We start from the raw sequence: 20,176 nt of genomic DNA, 5'->3' as shown, positions 1-20,176 counted from the left end.
TCTTAAGAACGCCTCGGATCAAACGCATCACGCAGCGCTTCGCCAACGAAAATCAGCAATGATAAAATAAAGGTCAAACTAAAAAATCCAGATAGTGCAAGCCAAGGCGCATCGAGATTGTTTTTACCTTGTACCATAAGCTCACCAAGCGATGGTGAACCAGGTGGCAAGCCATAACCCAAGAAATCTAGTGCCGTTAAAGCGATAATATTAGCTGTCAATATAAATGGCAGCTGTGACAAACTTGACGCTAGGGCATTGGGCAAGATATGCCTTAGCATGATTTGACTGTCGGATACCCCAAGATTACGCGCAGCACGTACATAGTCAAAGTTACGCGCGCGCAAAAACTCTGCCCGTACCAAACCAACCAGTCCCATCCAACCAAATAACAGCATCATTGCAAATAGCATAAAGATACTAGGGCTGAATAAGCTGACCAAAATAATAATCATAAACAGCTGCGGCATACCGCCCCATAATTCCATGAAGCGCTGCCCTGCCAAATCTATCCAACCACCGTAATAGCCTTGTATTGCACCGACGATAATACCAATCACTGCCCCAGCAAGTGTCAATGCTAAACCAAAAAGTAACGACACGCGCATGCCATAAAGTATCCGTGCCAGCACATCGCGGCCTAAGTCATCAGTACCAAGCCAGTTCTGGCTATTGGGCGCTGCTGGATATGGAATACCCAGCTCAACGTTTGGTGTCTGATCGGCAAATGGAATCGGCGGCATAATGTAAAAACCCTGCTCATCAATCAGCGTCTGTACCGCAGGGTCTTTATAATTGGCTTCAGTCTCAAACACCCCACCAAAAGCCGTTTCAGGATAAGCTTTTAGGACAGGAAAGTAATAATCGCCTTGATACTGCACCAGTAGCGGCTTGTCATTGGCAATCACATTGGCTGCCATACAAATGACGAATATCAGCGCAAAAATGAATAATGATACGACGCCAAGACGATTTTGGCGAAAACGGTTTAGGCGTGCCTGCCAGATAGGATTTAGGCGACGTTTTTTTGGCATAGAGACAGGAGATGCAGATGAAGGCGTTGAAGGTAATGGATAACTTGACATTAGCGCCCCTCAAAATCAATACGAGGATCAATTAAGTGATAACTCAAATCACTGATTAACTGTAATAACAGTCCGACCAAGGTAAAAATAAACAATGTACCGAATATCACAGGATAATCGCGCTGTTGAATGGCTTCGAAGCCTAAGAGACCCAAACCATCAAGTTTAAAAATAATCTCGATTAAGAAGTTTCCGGCAAAGAAAATGCCAACGATAGCCGCTGGAATACCTGCAATAATAATCAGCATGGCATTACGAAACACATGCCCGTAAAGGACCTGACGCTCACCCAGCCCTTTAGCACGAGCAGTAAGTACATATTGCTTACCCAGCTCTTCTAAAAAGCTAAACTTGGTCAGATAGGTCAAACCCGCAAAACCGCCAATCGTACTTGCCAGCAGTGGTAGCGCCAAATGCCAAAAGTAATCTTTGATTTTACCCAGCGCGCTTAATTGATCGAAGTTCTCAGAGGTCAAGCCTTGCAGTGGAAAGATATTCCAGTAGCTACCACCGGCAAAGAACACCAGTAATATAACGGCAAATACGAAAACGGGTATTGCATGCCCGATAGCCAGTAGCATGGCAGTAACTTTATCAATCCCCGAGCCATGATGCATGGCTTTATAGATACCTAGTGGAATCGCTATCATATAAATCAGCAACGTGCTCCAGAGCCCAAGCGAGATAGAAACGGGTAATTTCTCGATAATCAAATCCGTTACCGACTGTCCTTTAAAAAAAGACTCGCCAAAATCTAGCTGAGCGTAATTCTTTAACATGAGCCAAAAGCGCTCAGGTGCCGATTTATCAAAGCCGTATTGGGCATTAATCGCTGCAACCATTTCCTCAGATAAGCCACGCGTACCTTGATAGGTACTGTTATTTCCCGCACTACCCGCGCCAATATTACCGCCAAGCGCATTGTCTTTTGCACCTTGCTCGATAAGCGCCAGCTGCTGCTCGACAGGACCACCAGGCGCTGCTTGTACAATCACAAAATTCGCCAATAATATCAAAAAAAGCGTCGGTAATATCAGCAGTAACCTTTTTAAGATATAACGACCCATAACGACGGCTTCCTAAGATAATAAACATAACAACAGAGAAAATCAGCAGCTAATAACTATCAAAACGTCAGTCGAAGCGCCCGTTATGGTTTAAAAGTTATTTTTAAGCTCACGTAGCGCAGCAAATACAGCCAAAGATTTATCATCATCGATGGTTGCTTTAGACTTCACCCCTGCTATCACACTCGGCTCTTGCGTCCGTAAAAACACATTGACTGCGCGCTCATGTTCTAGAGAGACTGGCAACGTCGGAATACCTTGGGTGGTTTTTTCTTCTGCTTGAACCAGAGTTTGCTGCATTGCTTCATTAGTAGGTTCAATAGATAGTCCAAAGCGCAGATTACTGGCAGTGTATTCATGCGCAGGATATAGTAGCGTCTCAGCTGGCAAACCATTTAAACGCTTAAAGCTGTTGTGTAATTGCTCAATCGTCCCCGTAAATACCCGTCCGCATCCAGCACTAAATAAAGTATCGCCACAAAAGCAATGTTTAAGCCCGTCAATATCCAAAATATAAGCCACGTGGCTAGCAGTATGACCGGACACATCCCATACTTGTGCTGCACAGCCCCACGCACTGACGGTACTACCATCTTTGATGGTTTGATCTTCATCGACATTATGCTCAGTATGCGCAACCAGATGCGTCATCGGATAAGACTCTTGCAGTTCTGCGACACCGCCGATATGGTCATGATGATGATGAGTCGTCCAGATAGACGTCAGCTCTAATTTATTTTCTTCCAAATAACTCATGACAGGCTCAGCTTGACCAGGATCAATAACGATCGCCTGTTTATTATTTTCATTAATCAATGTCCAAATATAATTATCATTGAACGCTTTGATTGGGTGAATGCGGATAGTCATATTAAATCCTTACCAGTAGTTATCTTTATTGCTGATGTCTTTTATGGTTTTTTTTAAACCAAATAAAATTTTAAGATGCAGCGTTATTTCCTTTATTGTTCTAAATTATTGCTTCAAGTATTTGTTAACACGTGCTTCTGCTTCTTTGTCCGTCCACCAGTAGTCAATACCGATGGCATTAGAGGGCAGTTTTTCAGTATGACGATATTGATCCCAATAGGCGACATTGGTCGCTGATTTGCCGTATAAGGGCACTAAATAATGACCAGCACGTAGTAGGCGATCGAGCACCTGAGTATATAATATAGTATCGTCGCGAGTTTTAGCATTACCAAGCTGCTCTATCACCGCGTCAATCTCTGGGTTTTTGATGCCGATAGTATTTCTATTGCCCGCTTGGTCAGCGGCTGAGCTACCCCAAAAACCAACTTGTTCCGCACCAGGTGATAAACTCTGAGCAAATTTATCAACTATCATGTCGTAGTCAAAACGGCGTACCCGCTCATAATATTGTGGTCCGTCGACTTGACGTAACGTGGCATCAAATCCTAAGCGCTGTAGATTTCGAATATATGGCAGAAGCACCCGACCCATAGTATCGCCCATCATTAAAACCTCAATCTGAGCAAGTTGTCCATTGGGCTGATATAGCTTCATATCGTTATAATAAAATCCAGCATCTAGCAACAGCTGCCGCGCTTCTAGTAACTCTTTACGGTTAAAGCCACTACCGTCACTGGTCGGCAATTGCCACTCCATTAATACGGCTTGACGTTGCAGCGGTTCAAGCTTAGGTAATAAAGGCGTAAGCACCTGCATCTCTTCAGCAGATGGCACTCCTGTTGCGGCAAGCTCGGAGCCATGAAAGAAACTTTGCAAACGTTCATACTGCCCATGAAACAAGGTCTTATTCATCCACTCAAAGTCGTAAGCCTTGCTTAGTGCTTGACGGACACGAATATCTTGAAAGATAGGACGGCGCATATTCATGACCAGACCTTGCATCGGTACTGGGTTTTCGCTGCTTATGGTTTCTTTATTGATAAGACCTGCTTTGACAGCTGGGAAGTTATAACCCGTTGCCCAGTTCGATGCTTTATTCTCAGGGCGAAAACGATATTGACCAGACTTAAAACCTTCGAAAGCAATCTCATCGCTTTGATAATAGACAAACTTAATCATATCGAAGTTATAACGACCACGATTGACCATCAAATCACGACCCCAATAATTGGGATCACGCACATAGCTGACCGAGCGCCCTGCATCGACACGTCCTAACTTATAAGGTCCACTGCCCATCAATGGCGTCAACGTTATTTTCTCAAAGTACGTATCGATAGAGGACTTAGCAAAAATAGGAAACTGTCCGACAGTTAGTAAGATTTCTTTATTATCATCAGAAGCAAAGATAAACTTCACTTGTTGCTTATTAATAATCTGAATGTCTTTAATATCACCCAAATAACTACGGATATACATCGGACCTTTATTTAACAGCGTATCATAAGTGGCTTTGACGTCACTACTGGTAACCGGTGTCCCGTCCCAAAAGCGCGCAGCAGGATTAATATGATAGATAATCCAACTGGTTTCATCAGGATCATAAGTTACTTTGGTTGCCAGCTGCGGATACATGGTAAAAGCTTCATTTAATGAGCCAGTCATCAAGGTGTCATATAGATAATCGGTGCCAACCATCGCCACACCTGTGGTCATCCATTTATTGGCCGCATTAAAGGTGCCGCGTGCATCCAGTGAAAGCGTACCACCTTTGGGCGCCTTTGGGTTGGCATAAGGCATAAAGGGCACATCGATATACTCAGTGGTACTATTATGACCAAGCGCAGTAGTGGTGATTGGCACCGCAATACTGGCTGGTATCCAGCTAATAGTAATGGCAAGCAAGACGGCTTTTAGCATGGTATTTTTTAGCATCATAAAGTTATAACAAACCCCTTTGCCAGACCGAATGAATATATTGAACATTTAACCAGTGACTAAAGGCTAATGACCGCTTATGAAATAAAATCTAAAAAAATATGTCGTATCTGACGTATCGTAAGTGCTGCAGAATTCTATCATAACAAACTTAGGTTTTTTAACCTAATGATTTGCAGCGTTAGAGTTGCTACATGATGCATCATTTATCTTAAAAGAATACTAACGCGTATAAAAAAAGACGCAGCTTATAAAAGTTGCGTCTTTTATTTTAAAGTCTATACATAATTTATGCGTGTTTTTTTTCAAACGCAATCATAAAGTCAACCAACTGCTGCACCCAATCTAATGACACTGCATTGTAAATGCTGGCACGCATACCGCCTACATCGCGGTGACCTTTTAGATTCATGAGGCCTGCCGCTTCCGACTCTTCTAAGAATACTTTATCAAGGCAGCTGTCGGCTAAGGTAAACGGCACGTTCATGATAGAGCGATATTTGGGTTCAACTGGATTGCTATAAAAACTGCTATCATCGATTGTTTTATACAGCAAATCGGCTTTTTGTTGGTTGATTTTGCCGATAGCAGCGACGCCGCCCTGCTCTTCTAACCAATCAAATACCAACCCTGCTAAATACCAAGAATACGTCGCTGGTGTGTTTGACATGGATTCTTTTTCAGCTTGGTGCTCATAGTTCATCAGCAGTGGGCACCATTCACTCGCTTGACCTAATAAGTCTTCACGGATAATCACGATAATCAGACCTGCTGGCCCGATGTTTTTTTGCGCGCCCGCGTAAATCATGCCAAATTTAGAGACGTCAATTGGCTGTGACAAAATGCAAGAAGACATATCGACGACAATCGGCGCATCGACTTGTGGCGGCTCAAATATTTGCAAACCATGAATGGTTTCGTTGGCACAGTAATGGAAATAGGCGGCATCTTTGCTAATAGTCCACTCGCTCTCGGCTGGTACATCAGTAAAGCTGCTACCTTTGCCTGTTGCAACTTCGTTAACTTCACCAAGACCTAGTTTGGCATAGCGCTGGGCTTCTTTGACCGCTTTACCAGACCATGCACCCGTCGTTAGATAGTCTGCGCGCCCATCATTTAACAGGTTTAATGGAATCGCTGAAAACTGTAAGCTGGCACCGCCTTGTAAAAACAGCACTTTATAGTTATCTGGAATGTCCATGAGCGAGCGCAATTTGGCTTCAGCTTTTTCGGTAATGGCGATGTATTCTTTACTACGGTGACTCACTTCCATGACCGACATGCCGCGTCCCTGCCAATCAAGCAACTCTTCTTGAGCGCGTGATAATACGGCCGTTGGTATAGTAGCAGGTCCCGCTGAAAAGTTGGGTACACGGTTAGGAGCGGCTTTAGTGGTCATAATTATTATCCTAAATATGATGAAATCATCGTGGTTATTAAAGGTTGAATGTTGAATGTGAATTTTATCGTTATTTTTTAATCTCTATCATAGTAAGTGGTAAACCTTTAACTCTGACTCGATAACTGCTCCCAAAGCTGACGTTTGAGATTACTATCAGTAAGCATTTCATCCAACGTGGGTGCAGTCGTCAGGTTAGGATGTTCCAAACCTTCAGGAAGTGCGGTCAATGTCACTACCTGTATCTCTTCGCTACGGCCAATTTTAAAGACGTATCCAGCAAGACTGGCATTGGCAAGCTCAGCCGTATCCATACCTTCACAGATAGGGAACGATGTCGTCTCACAACTGATGGATAACGCTTGGGTGATATTTTGCCACAGTTTTTGGCTGTCATGATTAAGTGCTTGGATATCCACCAAAATCACCCAATCACCATAACGACCACCTTGTAAATCAAAGGGTGCTACCTTTTTAAAGCTTTCCTCTTGAAAGCCCTCTTCTTTAAAACTGCCATTTTCAAAGCTCGAAGCTTTATTTATATCAGTAATAGAAGCTTGCTGTACAACAGTATCTACAAAGGAGGTAACGGCTGGCTTAGAGATATTAAGGGCATTAGGAGTAGTCGAGTCAAAACTATAAGTAACAGGGCTTTGCTGGTCAGAATAGCTTAAATCTGTATCATTAGCGTCATTATAATAATGGTTGATAGACTCATCATCTACCATATCTGATATGGCATTAATATTTGGGGATTCAATATTAGAAGATTCAATACTTGGCTGTTCAGTGGTAATCGCAGAAGAAATACTAGGATTAGCTAAAATTGGATTAGCTGTAGTCTGCTCGAGCAGAGCAGGCGCAGAAATACCTGCGATACTCAATGTCTTAGAGCTCGGCTGCACCCACTGATTGATACCCATCATCGCTAAAATCTGGCGCTGCTGCAATACAATTAGCGGGTCTTGGATATCACTCATGCTTATTTACTATCCTACTTATCTAAAATGGATTTACTGACTTTTAATGGCAAGGAACAATATTAGAGAACGATGTTAAAAAAAAGGATTAAAAATATAGTCCATTCAATTTAAAAAAGAATACTTAAATGCCGTCAATGATATTGTTCAAAAAAGCTGCCGAACGCCTAACCAATGATTGGCTAACATGGACAAGCAATCATATTCATCTTGACTGACTATCGTATCGTGTAACATCACCGTATGCAATGTGCTCAGCCATTGCTGGTAAGTATGATAAGCATAAGAATGGCGCAGACTATCATTGCCCGCCTTATCTACACTATCTGCATTGCCGTCTTGTCTATGAGCATTATAATCTATTTGATCGCTGCCCTGTTGCCTCTGTCGATAATTATCATTACGTTTGGCTTCTGATGCAGACGACTGACTGGCAGGCGCTATAAAAATAGGCACCGCTTCTATCACTGCCAATAACTGGATACTATTTATATTTTGCGCAGTCAATAGTAGCCATTGCAAATTTGCGTCACTAACAGCGGCTAAGTCAATATCAATCAAACGTGCATGACGCCGCAAATCCACAAGATAGTGAGCAACACTGTCATTATTATAGCCGAGTACTGAAGTAGGTGCTGAAATGTGTACTGAGCTATCTAGTGCTGATACGACCTGACCCTTGACATCTTTTGATAGGCGATAAGCCAATAAAATAAGCATTGCTTTCGCGGCAACATCGAGACCATCAAATACCTGTCCTGAAGGGTCAAGCTGGTCATAAATATCATCTCTACCCGCTTGCAATGTTTGCTGCCATAACCATAATAGCTGAGGCTGAGCATGCACGTGTTCCTCGTTCAATACAGTAGACAATATAGGTAATAATTGCTGCAACTGTAGCGCTTGCCATAATGATAAAATCGGTGGCAACCGAGAGTCGATTTTTCCTGAGTGCGTTGATACTGGCTTAATTTTATCCATAGCACCATCTTCACTGGCTATGTTATCAGCGAAATGTTGACTTAAATCCGCCGTTAGGTAGTGTTCAAATAGCTCAATGATACCCTGTTGATAGCGCATCAGCATTGTACGACACTTTTTTTGCTGCACATAATGTTGATGATCTTGATTGCTATGACTCGCTTCATATCTTAAGCGTGATTCATTGATAGCAGTTTCTGACAGGTTATGCTGACTCAATTGCTTTATTGCCAATGCAATCAATGCGTTGTCTAAACGCCTATCAAGATGTGCCACTGCTGCTAATAATCTATGATCTATCGTATGCGCTAAAAATTGGGGGTGGCTGCTAATATTAGCGCTAGCGTTATTATTGATTTCAGCAGCAGACGCTTTATCGTTAGCAATTCCAAGCCAGATATCAGTCAAGTCATAACTCTCAGTCGTTGCTAATATACGACCTTGATGGCACAACATAACTGCTTCAATCAAAGCTTGCGCCCCGAGCGGGTGATAACTGTGATTGAGTATATACTGCGGCAGTGAAACTTTTTGTCTATCGTCGATACCAATCAATGTATCCGATGGCAAATCGCTATCAGGTTTTGCTTGCCATGGCTTGAGCAACTGATGAATACCGGTATTTTGCGCTTGAACCTGTAAACGTCCTGCAACAACGACATCTTTCTCGATAACAAACTCTAGCCCCTTATCTTCGTCCAACTCATTCTTTATTTCATTTGCAGGAAAAGCAGTAGTTTCTTTGTCTATAACATCATTGCTGTTATTAGTAAGGCTTTTATCGTTATTGCTTTTATTGTTATCTAATCCTGATTGAGTTTCAAATATTGATGATTGGCTATTTTTTTCTTGTTTATTTTTGCTTAGGCTATTTGCTTTTATGACGCCCCAATCCCCTAATCGCCGCTGCTCATATATCTCTTTTATTTTCTGTTGATTTATGCGCTTTTCTTTAGCTACTTTTACCGCAAAATCATGATAAGCGTTGGCATTAATGGCACTCATTCGCTCAGCCAAGCTCGGATGGGTGGCAAACCAAGAGACGTCACCCAAATCAGCACCACTACTGGCAAAGAAGAAGTGACTAAGACCATTGATATCGGCGATACTGGTTAAGCGCGAACCAAGCGAATCTTGATGAATGGCTTGTAAGGTTTCCATAATAGCCGGCGAGCGTGTCAGCTGCACGCTGGTCGCATCGGCAAGCAATTCACGCTGGCGATTAAAGCTGTGTTTAATCAGTTGCGCACTGGCCATACTCGAAAAACTCAATCCATGTATTAACAACGTCCCAATATTGCGCGGTGCTTGACTATCGAACTTATTATTATTTTGTAGCCATCGTGACTGGCTCTTAGCTGACGACTGCTGGCTTTGTGATTGACTTTGCCAATAGCTTACCCATTCACTATGGGTGGTAAAGTTGGCGGTTTGAGCTTCAGTGCTACGCGCATGGCTATCGACGACTCTTTGTGACAGTCGATTGACCGCATCATCAAAATAATTGTGATGGCTATTCTGATGACTGCGTTGATTACCAGCGCCAAAATTATTAATAGAATCACTCCAGTCATAGAGTAATTGCAAGCCTGCCAGCACCACCATCAGTTGCAAATTAAACGTCGCATCGCCATGCAAGATATGACCATATTCATGCCCTATCAGCCCATACAGCCCCTCATCGGACAGCTTATCAAGCGCGCCTTGAGTGACGACCAATACCATATCTTGACTATGACGACCCGCAACGAAGCCATTAATACCTTGCTCATCAGGCAGTACATAGAGAATCGGCATACGTACACCCGAAGCAATAGCTAGCTGCTGGGCAATCTCGTAGTAACGACGGTAGACAGGCGGGAAGTCTCGCTCATCACGCACGGCGATATGGTGGGCGCTGAAACGAACCTTTGGTATAGCCTCATGCTGATGGGCAACCCCTTGACTATGCTCCCACGCGTCTTGGCTGTGGTCGATAAACAGCCGAACCCCGCCCACACGCTGAGCAATAGCGCGACCACCCGCTTCTAAACGTCTGTACTCTAAAAAACTACCGATCACAAAGCTACCGACTGTCCAGATAGCAACCAGTATCAATACCCAATGATAAATACCACCAGTAAATATCGTTAGCAGCAGCGCCATGATACCTAGCGCTACTGCCAGATGAGCAAAAACAATGAGAAAAAATAGCCCATAGAGCAACAGACTTCGCTGGGTACGGGTGCGTTGTTCACCAAAAAAATCCATCTATATGCCTGACTTAAAAATAGCTAAACGCATCTGAACATATGCATATAATTCAATATCAGCCCATATTGACGACAGGTGCTTGAGCGATCACTTTTCTATCTTCAAATACTAGCGGGCTTAACGGGCGAAAGCCAAAAGTCGTACTAATAAGATTGTTGGGAAATACCTCGCGGTCATTGTTGTAGAACATCACGCTGTCATTATAGTGCTGACGGGCGAAGCCAATGCGGTTCTCAGTATTGGTCAGCTCATCCATCAACTCTTTAATCATGCTGTCCGCCTTTAGCTCAGGGTAAGCTTCTACAACCGCTGAAAACTGCCCTAACGCTTTAGACAGCATACTCTCAGCTTTGGCAAATAGCGCCATATGCTCAAGCGAGTCTGGCTGATGTGTATTGGAGTCTTGCAAGCTCTGGGCATGATTACGTGCACTAATCACACGGGTCAGCGTCTCTTCTTCATGCGTTAGATAGCGTTTAGCAGTTTCAACCAAATTTGGAATCAAATCATGACGGCGCTTCAGTTGTACATCTATTTGGGCAAAACCATTTTTCGCTTGGTTGCGAGCGCGTACCAACTTATTAAATATAGATACGCCAAACACAATCACTAGTAGCACGAAGGCAATGAACAACCAAACAAACATCTTCATAAGAAAACCCTAAAGTGTCCAGAATGTTAATAAAAGTTAATACATTGTATTTTAACCCATCTTAATCAATCAAAGGTCAAAATCGGACAAAAAAAGGTCGAAAAAAAAGCCCTTTACAATGAAGGGCTTAATAGATCAAACGAGCATTTCTGATTAAATATCAAAACAGGTATCAAATTTTAGGCAAAAAAAAGCGACTCCAAAAGCAAATCCTCGGCACACACTGTGACTATTACCGTTGCTACCTTCCGGTCCTGGCGGGGTTCATAGAACAATGTTGCGAGGCTACCAATGGAGCCACCAGTTGCAAATTATACAAGAATTTTTAAATATTACAACCCCTATCGTAAAACTCTTTCTATTACCTCCAAACGCCCTGTAACTTAGGTGACAAAATTCTCACAGCAAGCCTGTTAAATTTTGCTATTTTAGTTGAGGAAGCTGAGCATACTCGGTATCAACTAATAACTAAAATGGACAGCTTCTCATATCAAGGCGAGTCTTACCTATTGTATGGCTCACCTAGATACTATTGATATAACTCACTCAGGAGATCATTGTGAAAACCACTTTACTTAATAAAGCCGCTCTAACGACTGGTACTGCATTTCTACTCACAGCCATGATGGGTAGCGCACATGCAGAACCAACAGGCTACGATCAGCTTACTTTTCAGACAGAAGTAAAAGAAGAAATCCAGAATGATGAAGTACGAGCCAGCTTATATAAAAAAGCGCAGGCAACGGATTCTAAAACTCTAGCGACAACGCTCAACACCTCAATTAATAATGCCATGAAAATTGCTAAGCGCTATCCAACGGTCACCGTGAGCACCGGACAACAGCGCACCTACCCTCGCTATGATAAAAATGACAAAATCATTGGCTGGACAGGACAAGCAAACATCGATTTAAAAAGTACCGACTTTGCAGCCACCAGCCAACTCATCGCTGACCTACAAGAAACGTTGGTGATGGACAATCTGAACTTTGGTGTCTCAGATACCAAAAAGGATGCGCTTGAGCAAAAGCTGATGACCAATGCGTCTCGTGCTTTTCAGCAACAAGCTAAAAACCTAACACGCGCTTGGGATGCTCGTGGCTATCGTGTCGTCAATGTGAATCTAAATACAGGTAGCAACTACCCACGTCCGATGTATAGTGCTATGAGTATGAAAGCAGGCGCAGCAGACGAATCAGTACCTAGCCAAAATTTTGAATCTGGCAATAGCACTATCTCAGTGACTGCTAATGGTACGATTGAATTGACTAAATAAGCTGTAAATACATAGAATTAATAAATATCCTTATAAACATAAAGGCAAGCGCTGCAATCAGCGCTTGCCTTTATGTTTATACAGAAGAAATTAACTTATAAAGTTACTCTACTTTGTATGGGTTCTTATACTTATCCATGATTGACACATTAACTACAAGTCAATTTGTCACTGGTTGCTCAAGCGTCATAGGTTTATCCACTATAGGCTTAGTAAATGATTGCATATTCGGTTGTTTGCCCTCTTGACGCATTTTTAACAGTACTTTTTGATACCAAGGTAGATTTTGATAAGCTAAAAGCTGTTGCGCGATTTTCTTATTATTTTGCAATGTTGTATTGTTTTGAATCACATACACCGTACGCTCTACTTGTTTGAGTGTTTGACCTTTCTCATTTTTTAACACGGCTTTTATCTTATGCGATCCTGGTAAAACATCTACCGTTGCAATCGAGGCGCTAAGACCTTGCGCGACTTCATTGCCATCCAAATAGATACTAACACTATCACCTGCTTGTAACTCCGGCTTCACTTGCACATTGACATCAATGCTTTGGGCTGGGCGACGATATGCACGTTCTGCGCTTGGTTCAGTAATATTAAGCTGATAATTGACGACTGGTTTGGCGTCAGGGCTATTTTTAGCAGCCGTATTTTGCGTAGTCGTATTAACATTACTAGAAGGAGGTGGACTACTCATGTTATCACTGTTACTTGAGCTGATGCGACTTTCTTTCGTCGTGACACCCGTTTGGCTGATTTTTTTACCCGCCTGCTGCTCATAATTTTGCGGGCGATCGGTAAAGGTGACTTGACCTGTTTTTTCGTCAATAACTTTATAAATAGGCGCAGCATTTGCCAAAGGGGCATAGAGAGTTGCCATACTAATCATCGTAGCAGCAATCAGTACCAACCCTAACTTACTGTTTGAAAAAACCGGTTTTGATAATGAAGTCATAGTCAGTCAACCTAATGAGTACCTAATATTATGAATATCTATTATGCGATACTTTGGGTGTTAAATCAGTAATAATTTCAAAGAGGACAGATCCGTTGATTTAGCAAATTATTATTGAGACGTAAAAAAAACCAGCTAAGAATAACTTAGCTGGTTTTTATCACTCAAAATAACTGAGTGTTTTAGCTATAAATTAGCAGCTGTAGTATAAGTCAAACTCAACTGGATGCACGGTTACATTGACACGTTGCACTTCTTCTTCTTTCAAAGCGATGAACGCCTCTAGCATGTCTTCAGTGAATACATCACCTTTTAATAAGAACTCATGATCATCACGCAAGGCTTGTAATGCAACTTCTAAGCTCTCCGCAACGGTTGGGATGAGTGCTTCTTCTTCTGGTGGTAAGTCATACAAGTTTTTGTCAGCAGCTTCACCCGGATGTATTTTATTTTGAATACCATCAAGACCTGCCATTAGTAACGCTGCAAACGTTAAATATGGGTTGGCCGCTGGATCAGGGAAACGTGCTTCAACACGTACCGCTTTTGGGCTGCTAACATGTGGAATACGGATAGATGCTGAGCGGTTAGATGCTGAGTACGCAAGTTTGATAGGCGCTTCATAATGCGGTACTAGGCGCTTATAGCTATTAGTCGATGGGTTGGTAATCGCATTCAACGCACGCGCATGCTTGATAATACCACCGATGAAATACAGTGCAGATTCAGAAAGACCCGCATATTCATCACCTGAGAAAGTATTGACACCATCTTTGGAGATTGACATATGCACGTGCATGCCTGAACCATTGTCACCAACGATTGGTTTTGGCATAAAGGTAGCCGTTTTACCAAACTGATGCGCAACATTATGCACAACATACTTTAGCTGCTGTACTTCATCAGCTTTTTTGACTAACGTATTGAAAGCGACACCAATTTCTGACTGGCAAGGCGCAACTTCATGGTGATGAACTTCGACACAGCCTTCACCGATGATTTCTTCTAAACGCTCACACATAACAGAGCGCATGTCTTGCGAGCTATCGATTGGTGGTACTGGGAAGTAAGCGCCTTTAACACGTGGACGATGTCCCATGTTGCCCCACTCATAGTCATTGTTAGTCGACCATGCCGCTTCTTCGGCTGTGATCTTGTGGCTAACGCCAGACATATCAATTGACCATTTCACATCATCAAATATAAAGAACTCAGGCTCAGGACCAAAATAAGCAGTATCACCAATGCCCGTTGACTTTAAGTACTCTTCGGCGCGGCGCGCAATAGAACGTGGGTCACGATCATAACCTTGTAGCGTTGATGGCTCGATAATATCGCAAGTAACAACTACGGTAAGTGAATCAAAGAACGGGTCAAGAAAAGCCGTCTCTGGATCAGGACGCAAGATCATATCTGACGCTTCGATACCTTTCCAACCAGCAATAGATGAGCCATCAAACATCTTGCCATCTTCCATCACTTCTTCGTCAACGCTATGCGCTGGAAAGCTGATATGTTGCTCTTTACCGCGTGTATCAGTGAAGCGAAAATCGACCCATTTAGCATTAGAGGATTGGATAAGATCTAGTAGTTTGTTCGACATAAATAGTCTCCGTTGTGTTGATTAGGTTATTGCGATTTGAAATTATAAGTACAATCTGTTGGTTAAAAATCTCTGGTTTGATAACAGTCAGTGCTTCGTTTATAGCTAAATATCCTGTTTAATATTATGCTTATTCTCAGCACTGTCAATATTATTAGTCAAGATAGTCATCTGAGTTATGCGCTTAATAAGACCCGCCAGTGTTTTGGTTCGATATTATTCTAACAACATATCACTCATTATGCTGAACTCTTCAGGCACTTGTTAATAATAATTATTGAACCACTTTATCACCAAAGATAATCATAACAGTAATACTGCAAAGGCTATGCCAGTTTTTTATAATAATAAAAATACAGAAGATGAAAATATTCTTTTTATAACAATTACAGTGATTTATAATGCCTTTGAAACTATTTCAGCCGTAGATTTATCGTCAGTGGTGTCATACAAATTATTTATCTAGAGTGATTAATAACGCATTAGCGCACTAAATTAGTGCATACTAAATGTATAAATAAAAATTGTGTACTTTTTTAGTGCGTTTGAGATATTAACGAATGTCATCCAATAAGCAAAATAGATTGTTATTCACCACTTATTTGGGTCGCCTGCACCCTACATTTGATAGTCTACAAAATAGTGGTAAGATAACGGCGTTATATAACCATCTCCATAAGTAGAACTCAATAAGTAGAACGCTAATGATTCTGATGATCGATAATTACGACAGCTTTACGTACAATATTGTACAGTACTTCGGTGAATTACAGCAGGACATCACCGTCTGGCGTAACGATCAAACCACTATTGAAAATATTAGAACCCTTGCGCCAGATGCGATCGTCATTGGCCCCGGTCCCTGCGATCCTGATCAGGCTGGTATCTCTCTAGAAGCTATCAAGACTTTTCAGGGCGTGATACCGATACTAGGTATTTGCCTAGGACATCAGGCAATTGGACAAGCATTTGGTGGACAAGTGGTCAAGGCTGGTGAAGTCATGCATGGCCGCTTATCCGCCGTTTATCATACTAACCAAGGTGTCTTTGAAGGCTTGCCTAATCCCGTACAAGTCACGCGCTATCATTCGCTTGTCATTGATAAAACCAGCCTGCCCGATTGTCTTGAGCTGACCGCATGGACACAAAACAGTGATAGCAGTATTGAAGAAATCATGGGTATCCGGCATAAAACATTTGCGATAGAAGGGGTACAATTCCATCCTGAGTCTATCTTAAGCGAAGCAGGTTATCAGCTGCTCAACAATTTCTTGCAAACGCATCATTTGTCAGCACTAACCTCAGATGAACTACCACAAGTCGGCTAACAATTTATTAAAGCATGTCCTAAAAAAGCCGTTAATAACAAAATTAAAATAAAACCTATTCTATTGATAATTTAAAATTAACGTATAAAAATATTAAGAGAGATCATAATGAGTACAACAAAAACAAATGAAAGCCCTACCCCAGCTAACATTGCTCAACTGTCTGATGAAGAGACACATACGCTACTGACGACAGCTTTGGGGCGAATTTTTCAGCACATTGATTTAACCTTTGATGAGATGTATCAGGTGATGCTGATTATCATGCAAGGCAGATGTAGCGACGCCATGATGGGTGCTATTTTGACTGGTCTGCGTATGAAAGGTGAGTCCATCGATGAGATTACTGCCTCTGCCAGTGCGATGCGTGCATTAGCAGCCAATATCGAACCACGGGGCTGTGATTACTTAGTCGATATCGTCGGAACTGGCGGTGATGGTGCCAATTTATTCAACGTTTCTACTGCATCAGCATTGGTTGCTGCCGCCGCTGGTGCTCAAGTGGCAAAACATGGTAATCGCGGCGTCTCCACCAACTCTGGCAGCTCAGATTTGCTTGAACAAGCAGGTATCAGTCTGGCACTTACCCCTGAGCAATCTAAAGAATGTATCGAAAACCAAGGTATCGGCTTTTTGTTTGCGCCCAATCATCACAGTGCGATGCGTTATGCCAATCCAGTACGCCGCGAGCTCAAAGCGCGCACTATCTTTAATATTTTAGGACCATTAACCAACCCTGCTGGCACACCCAATCTGGTAATCGGTGTCTTTACCGCTCAGCTGTGCGAGCCTATCGCTAAAGTCATGAAGAACTTAGGCGCACGTCATGTCATGGTTGTGGGCGCAAAAGACGGTTTGGATGAAATCAGTCTCGCTACCTCAACCACTGTCGCTGAATTAAAAGACGGTGAGATATCTGTTTATGAGATGATGCCAGAAGATGCAGGTATTGAGTCACAAACCCTTATCGGTCTCGATGTAGATTCCCCAGCGCAAAGTCTTGAGCTTATTCGCGCGGCTCTATCAGGAGAAAACTCTCAAGATCGTGCTGTACTTAAAGCACGTGATATGATTGCACTAAATGCAGGCGCGGCCATATATACCGCAGGACTTGCCAGCAACTACTCTAATGGTGTGAGCCGGGCACAAAAAGTCATTCAGAATGGTGATGCTCTACTCAAGCTTGAGTCTCTCGCCACATACACGCAGCAACTAGTGACTCCTGCTTAACGGCTAAGCACCATTACTGCGCACTCTAGCTATTTTGTCTATTTACATTTAACGATATTCGGATACCAGCATGACTCATACAGAAACCAAGACAGATGTTCCTTCCGTATTGCAACGCATTGTCGCCACTAAAGTGGAAGAAATAAATGCCGCACGCGAGGCATTATCTCTTGAAGATTTACAAGCGCAAGTCGCGGCGGATAACAAACCACGTCGTGGCTTCGCGGCGGCGCTGCGAGCGGCTAGCACTAAAGAGCATGGTATTGGTATCATCGCTGAGATTAAAAAAGCCTCTCCTTCTAAGGGCGTTATCAATCACAACTTCGCGCCTGCCCTATTTGCCAAGCAGTACGAGCAAGCGGGCGCCAGCTGTCTGTCTGTATTGACTGATCGCGATTATTTCCAAGGTGATGATAGCTATCTTATTCAAGCAGCTAATGCGGTAAGCCTACCGATACTGCGTAAAGATTTTATGATAGATGTGTACCAGATCTATCAATCTTATCTGATGGGAGCTGACTGTATTTTACTCATTATGGCCTGCCTTGACGACACCCAAGTACAAGAGCTGCATGCGCTAAGTATCGAATTGGGTATGGATGTATTGATAGAAGTCCATACTAAAGCCGAACTTGAACGTGCACTACAGCTACCGCGCTCAGCGCATAATATTTACGGTATTAATAATCGTGATTTGAATACTTTCGATGTCGACTTGCAAACCACGCTGGATCTAAAAAATATTTTAATCGACGCACTGGCGGCTGATGTGGATAGCACGCTTAAACCGCTTATCGTCACTGAAAGTGGCATTCATAATAGCGCTGATATTCGTTTGATGTTAGATAGTGACATTCAGCACTTTTTAATCGGTGAACAATTCATGAAGACTGATCATCCTGGACAAGCGTTACAATCCTTACTTGCGAGCGTCGCAGCAGACGGGTAAAGTGGCTTAAGTCTACTGAACAGTTTAAATCAAAAAATCATTCATCAACCAACGATACGTTAACTTCTATGTCAAACTCTCTATTTTCAAAAGAAATGCAAGACCAGCTCAAAGAGCTAAAAGGCCAACTTAGCAAAGGTCGCGATACCAATTCGCCTGAAGATGAAAACCAAAAGCCTACTGAGCCTGTATCATTGCCCACGCAAAAGCAAGTAAACAAGACCGTCAAGCAAATGGCTAGCGAGCATATTGACGATGACAAAGTGCTGTTTATGCAAGCAATGCATGGCGTCAATCAGCTTGAAGACAAAAACGTACGCTCACCTGCCAATGCTAGCAAAGCGGGCAAACCTGATGCGACCACCTTGTCTAAACGTGCTGCCGCGCAAGGTAGTGAAGCGAGTGATTTGGGAGCTGGCTTGTCAGATATGCAAGCACTACTCAACCCTGTCGCTGCTGAAGCCTATTTATCTTACAAACAGCCGACTTTGCAGAATAAAATCTTTGATCAGCTTAAAAAAGGCAAGCTACGTTGGTATGACGCCGTAGATATTCATGGTTGTACCATCGAAGAGGCGCGCGTGGCAATGACTCAACTCCTAAGCCAAGCAAAACAGAAAAATGAGACCATGGTAAAAATCGTCCATGGTAAAGGCAGTGAAGCCATTTTAAAAACCTGCGTCAACGGTTGGCTACGTCAATTACCAGAAGTATTGGCATTTTGCTCTGCGCCGCCAAAAGATGGTGGTAATGGCGCGGTATTGGTACTGCTCAAAAAATCTAAAGCTGATGGTGAATAGTTTTTAGTGTTAGAGTTAGTATGAAGAATCAAAAGGACTGCTTATTGGCAGTCCTTTTTGTTATGCTCATAAAATCATTATTTAATCTTTATCGACTATAGCCCCTACATTTAACATCGAGCGATAGCGATATTTGCATAAATCAGGATAAGCATTTATGAGCATACAGACCATTGAGAACACACAACAGCTACATGAACATATCATGGCTTTGATTGTTATCGAGCCAAGATTTTTGTCTATCTATGAACAAGTCGGTATGCCCAGTCTACGGCATAATGTCGGTGGGTTTGAGCAGTTGATGCGAGCAATGGTTGGTCAACAGCTGTCTGTGGCAGCAGCAGCCAGTATTTGGCAACGATTACTTGATGCCGCCTTGACGAATCCACAGGCAATTATCAAAGCAACAGATGAGGACTTAAGAGCGCAAGGGTTATCTAAACAAAAAACCCGTTACATTCGCTCATTAGTCGATCATGATATAGACTTTGCTGCGTTAGAAATTATGCTTGATGAAGAAGCAATAGAAGTGCTGACAGCCGTTACTGGTATTGGTCGCTGGACGGCTGAGATGTATTTATTATTCTCTCTAAAACGTGCAGACGTACTTGCGGTCGATGATCTAGCGATTAAAGTAGCGGCAATGGCGTTATTAGGCTTAACGGAACGCCCAACGCCGAAACAGTTAAAGAATCTAATACAAGATTGGTCACCACATCGCAGCGCTGCCAGTCTGTTGCTATGGTCATACTACGGCTTATTGCGTAATCAAACCGCTGTTCCTTTATAATGCCAAACATCAAA

The 20,176-nt window shown here is 42.7% G+C and carries 16 protein-coding genes and 1 other RNA gene; 6 read left to right on the top strand and 11 right to left on the bottom strand.

Annotated features, from left to right (window positions below; all coding sequences use genetic code 11):
• Positions 1–2: 2 nt before the first annotated feature.
• The 9 genes from JMW64_RS06970 to ffs form a co-directional block, all read right to left on the bottom strand.
• Positions 3–1,034 (bottom strand): ABC transporter permease, encoded by a 1,032-nt coding sequence (locus JMW64_RS06970; protein ID WP_201555062.1) that lies wholly within the window; start codon positions 1,032–1,034, stop codon positions 3–5.
• Between the two features lie 50 nt (positions 1,035–1,084).
• Positions 1,085–2,152: a microcin C ABC transporter permease YejB gene (locus JMW64_RS06965; protein ID WP_201539648.1), complete on the bottom strand. Its 1,068-nt coding sequence runs from the start codon at positions 2,150–2,152 to the stop codon at positions 1,085–1,087.
• Positions 2,153–2,242: 90 nt separating this feature from the next.
• Positions 2,243–3,022, bottom strand: coding sequence for a hydroxyacylglutathione hydrolase (gene gloB, locus JMW64_RS06960; RefSeq protein WP_201553807.1), 780 nt, complete (start codon positions 3,020–3,022; stop codon positions 2,243–2,245).
• A 105-nt stretch (positions 3,023–3,127) separates the two neighbouring features.
• Positions 3,128–4,960, bottom strand: coding sequence for an extracellular solute-binding protein (locus JMW64_RS06955; RefSeq protein ID WP_201555061.1), 1,833 nt, complete (start codon positions 4,958–4,960; stop codon positions 3,128–3,130).
• 292 nt (positions 4,961–5,252) lie between these two features.
• Complete coding sequence (gene serC, locus JMW64_RS06950; protein ID WP_201553806.1) at positions 5,253–6,362, bottom strand: 3-phosphoserine/phosphohydroxythreonine transaminase; 1,110 nt, start codon at positions 6,360–6,362, stop codon at positions 5,253–5,255.
• Between the two features lie 107 nt (positions 6,363–6,469).
• A complete protein-coding gene (locus JMW64_RS06945) occupies positions 6,470–7,342 on the bottom strand; it encodes a hypothetical protein (RefSeq protein ID WP_201553805.1) in 873 nt (290 codons plus the stop codon).
• 147 nt (positions 7,343–7,489) lie between these two features.
• Positions 7,490–10,573 (bottom strand): M48 family metalloprotease, encoded by a 3,084-nt coding sequence (locus tag JMW64_RS06940; protein WP_193836981.1) that lies wholly within the window; start codon positions 10,571–10,573, stop codon positions 7,490–7,492.
• Between the two features lie 58 nt (positions 10,574–10,631).
• Positions 10,632–11,228, bottom strand: a complete 597-nt coding sequence (locus tag JMW64_RS06935; RefSeq protein ID WP_083475715.1) for a LemA family protein — start codon at positions 11,226–11,228, stop codon at positions 10,632–10,634.
• 197 nt (positions 11,229–11,425) lie between these two features.
• An RNA gene (ffs, locus tag JMW64_RS06930) (signal recognition particle sRNA small type) lies at positions 11,426–11,522 on the bottom strand.
• Positions 11,523–11,850: 328 nt separating this feature from the next.
• Between ffs and JMW64_RS06925 the strand changes: the two genes are divergently transcribed.
• Entirely contained in the window at positions 11,851–12,504 is a 654-nt protein-coding gene (locus JMW64_RS06925; protein WP_406947502.1) for an SIMPL domain-containing protein, read from the top strand.
• A gap of 160 nt (positions 12,505–12,664) precedes the next feature.
• Here the strand turns inward: JMW64_RS06925 and JMW64_RS06920 are convergent, their stop codons facing one another.
• Entirely contained in the window at positions 12,665–13,462 is a 798-nt protein-coding gene (locus JMW64_RS06920; protein WP_201553804.1) for a DUF4124 domain-containing protein, read from the bottom strand.
• Between the two features lie 193 nt (positions 13,463–13,655).
• Positions 13,656–15,065: a type I glutamate--ammonia ligase gene (gene glnA / locus JMW64_RS06915; protein ID WP_055124883.1), complete on the bottom strand. Its 1,410-nt coding sequence runs from the start codon at positions 15,063–15,065 to the stop codon at positions 13,656–13,658.
• 704 nt (positions 15,066–15,769) lie between these two features.
• Here glnA and JMW64_RS06910 point away from each other — a divergent pair.
• The 5 genes from JMW64_RS06910 (at position 15,770) to JMW64_RS06890 (ending at position 20,162) form a co-directional block, all read left to right on the top strand.
• Complete coding sequence (locus JMW64_RS06910; protein ID WP_201553803.1) at positions 15,770–16,393, top strand: anthranilate synthase component II; 624 nt, start codon at positions 15,770–15,772, stop codon at positions 16,391–16,393.
• 108 nt (positions 16,394–16,501) lie between these two features.
• Complete coding sequence (gene trpD, locus JMW64_RS06905; RefSeq protein WP_201553802.1) at positions 16,502–17,623, top strand: anthranilate phosphoribosyltransferase; 1,122 nt, start codon at positions 16,502–16,504, stop codon at positions 17,621–17,623.
• A gap of 70 nt (positions 17,624–17,693) precedes the next feature.
• Positions 17,694–18,572, top strand: coding sequence for an indole-3-glycerol phosphate synthase TrpC (gene trpC / locus JMW64_RS06900; RefSeq protein ID WP_201553801.1), 879 nt, complete (start codon positions 17,694–17,696; stop codon positions 18,570–18,572).
• Positions 18,573–18,640: 68 nt separating this feature from the next.
• Positions 18,641–19,372 (top strand): Smr/MutS family protein, encoded by a 732-nt coding sequence (locus JMW64_RS06895; RefSeq protein WP_055124887.1) that lies wholly within the window; start codon positions 18,641–18,643, stop codon positions 19,370–19,372.
• A gap of 157 nt (positions 19,373–19,529) precedes the next feature.
• Positions 19,530–20,162, top strand: a complete 633-nt coding sequence (locus JMW64_RS06890; protein ID WP_201553800.1) for a DNA-3-methyladenine glycosylase family protein — start codon at positions 19,530–19,532, stop codon at positions 20,160–20,162.
• Positions 20,163–20,176: the final 14 nt, after the last annotated feature.

Origin of the sequence: Psychrobacter immobilis (assembly GCF_904846065.1) — a bacterium.
Classification (GTDB): Bacteria; Pseudomonadota; Gammaproteobacteria; order Pseudomonadales; family Moraxellaceae; genus Psychrobacter; species Psychrobacter immobilis_H.
The sequence above is the reverse complement of the archived record's forward strand: the minus strand, read 5'-3'. Positions and strand labels throughout refer to the sequence as shown.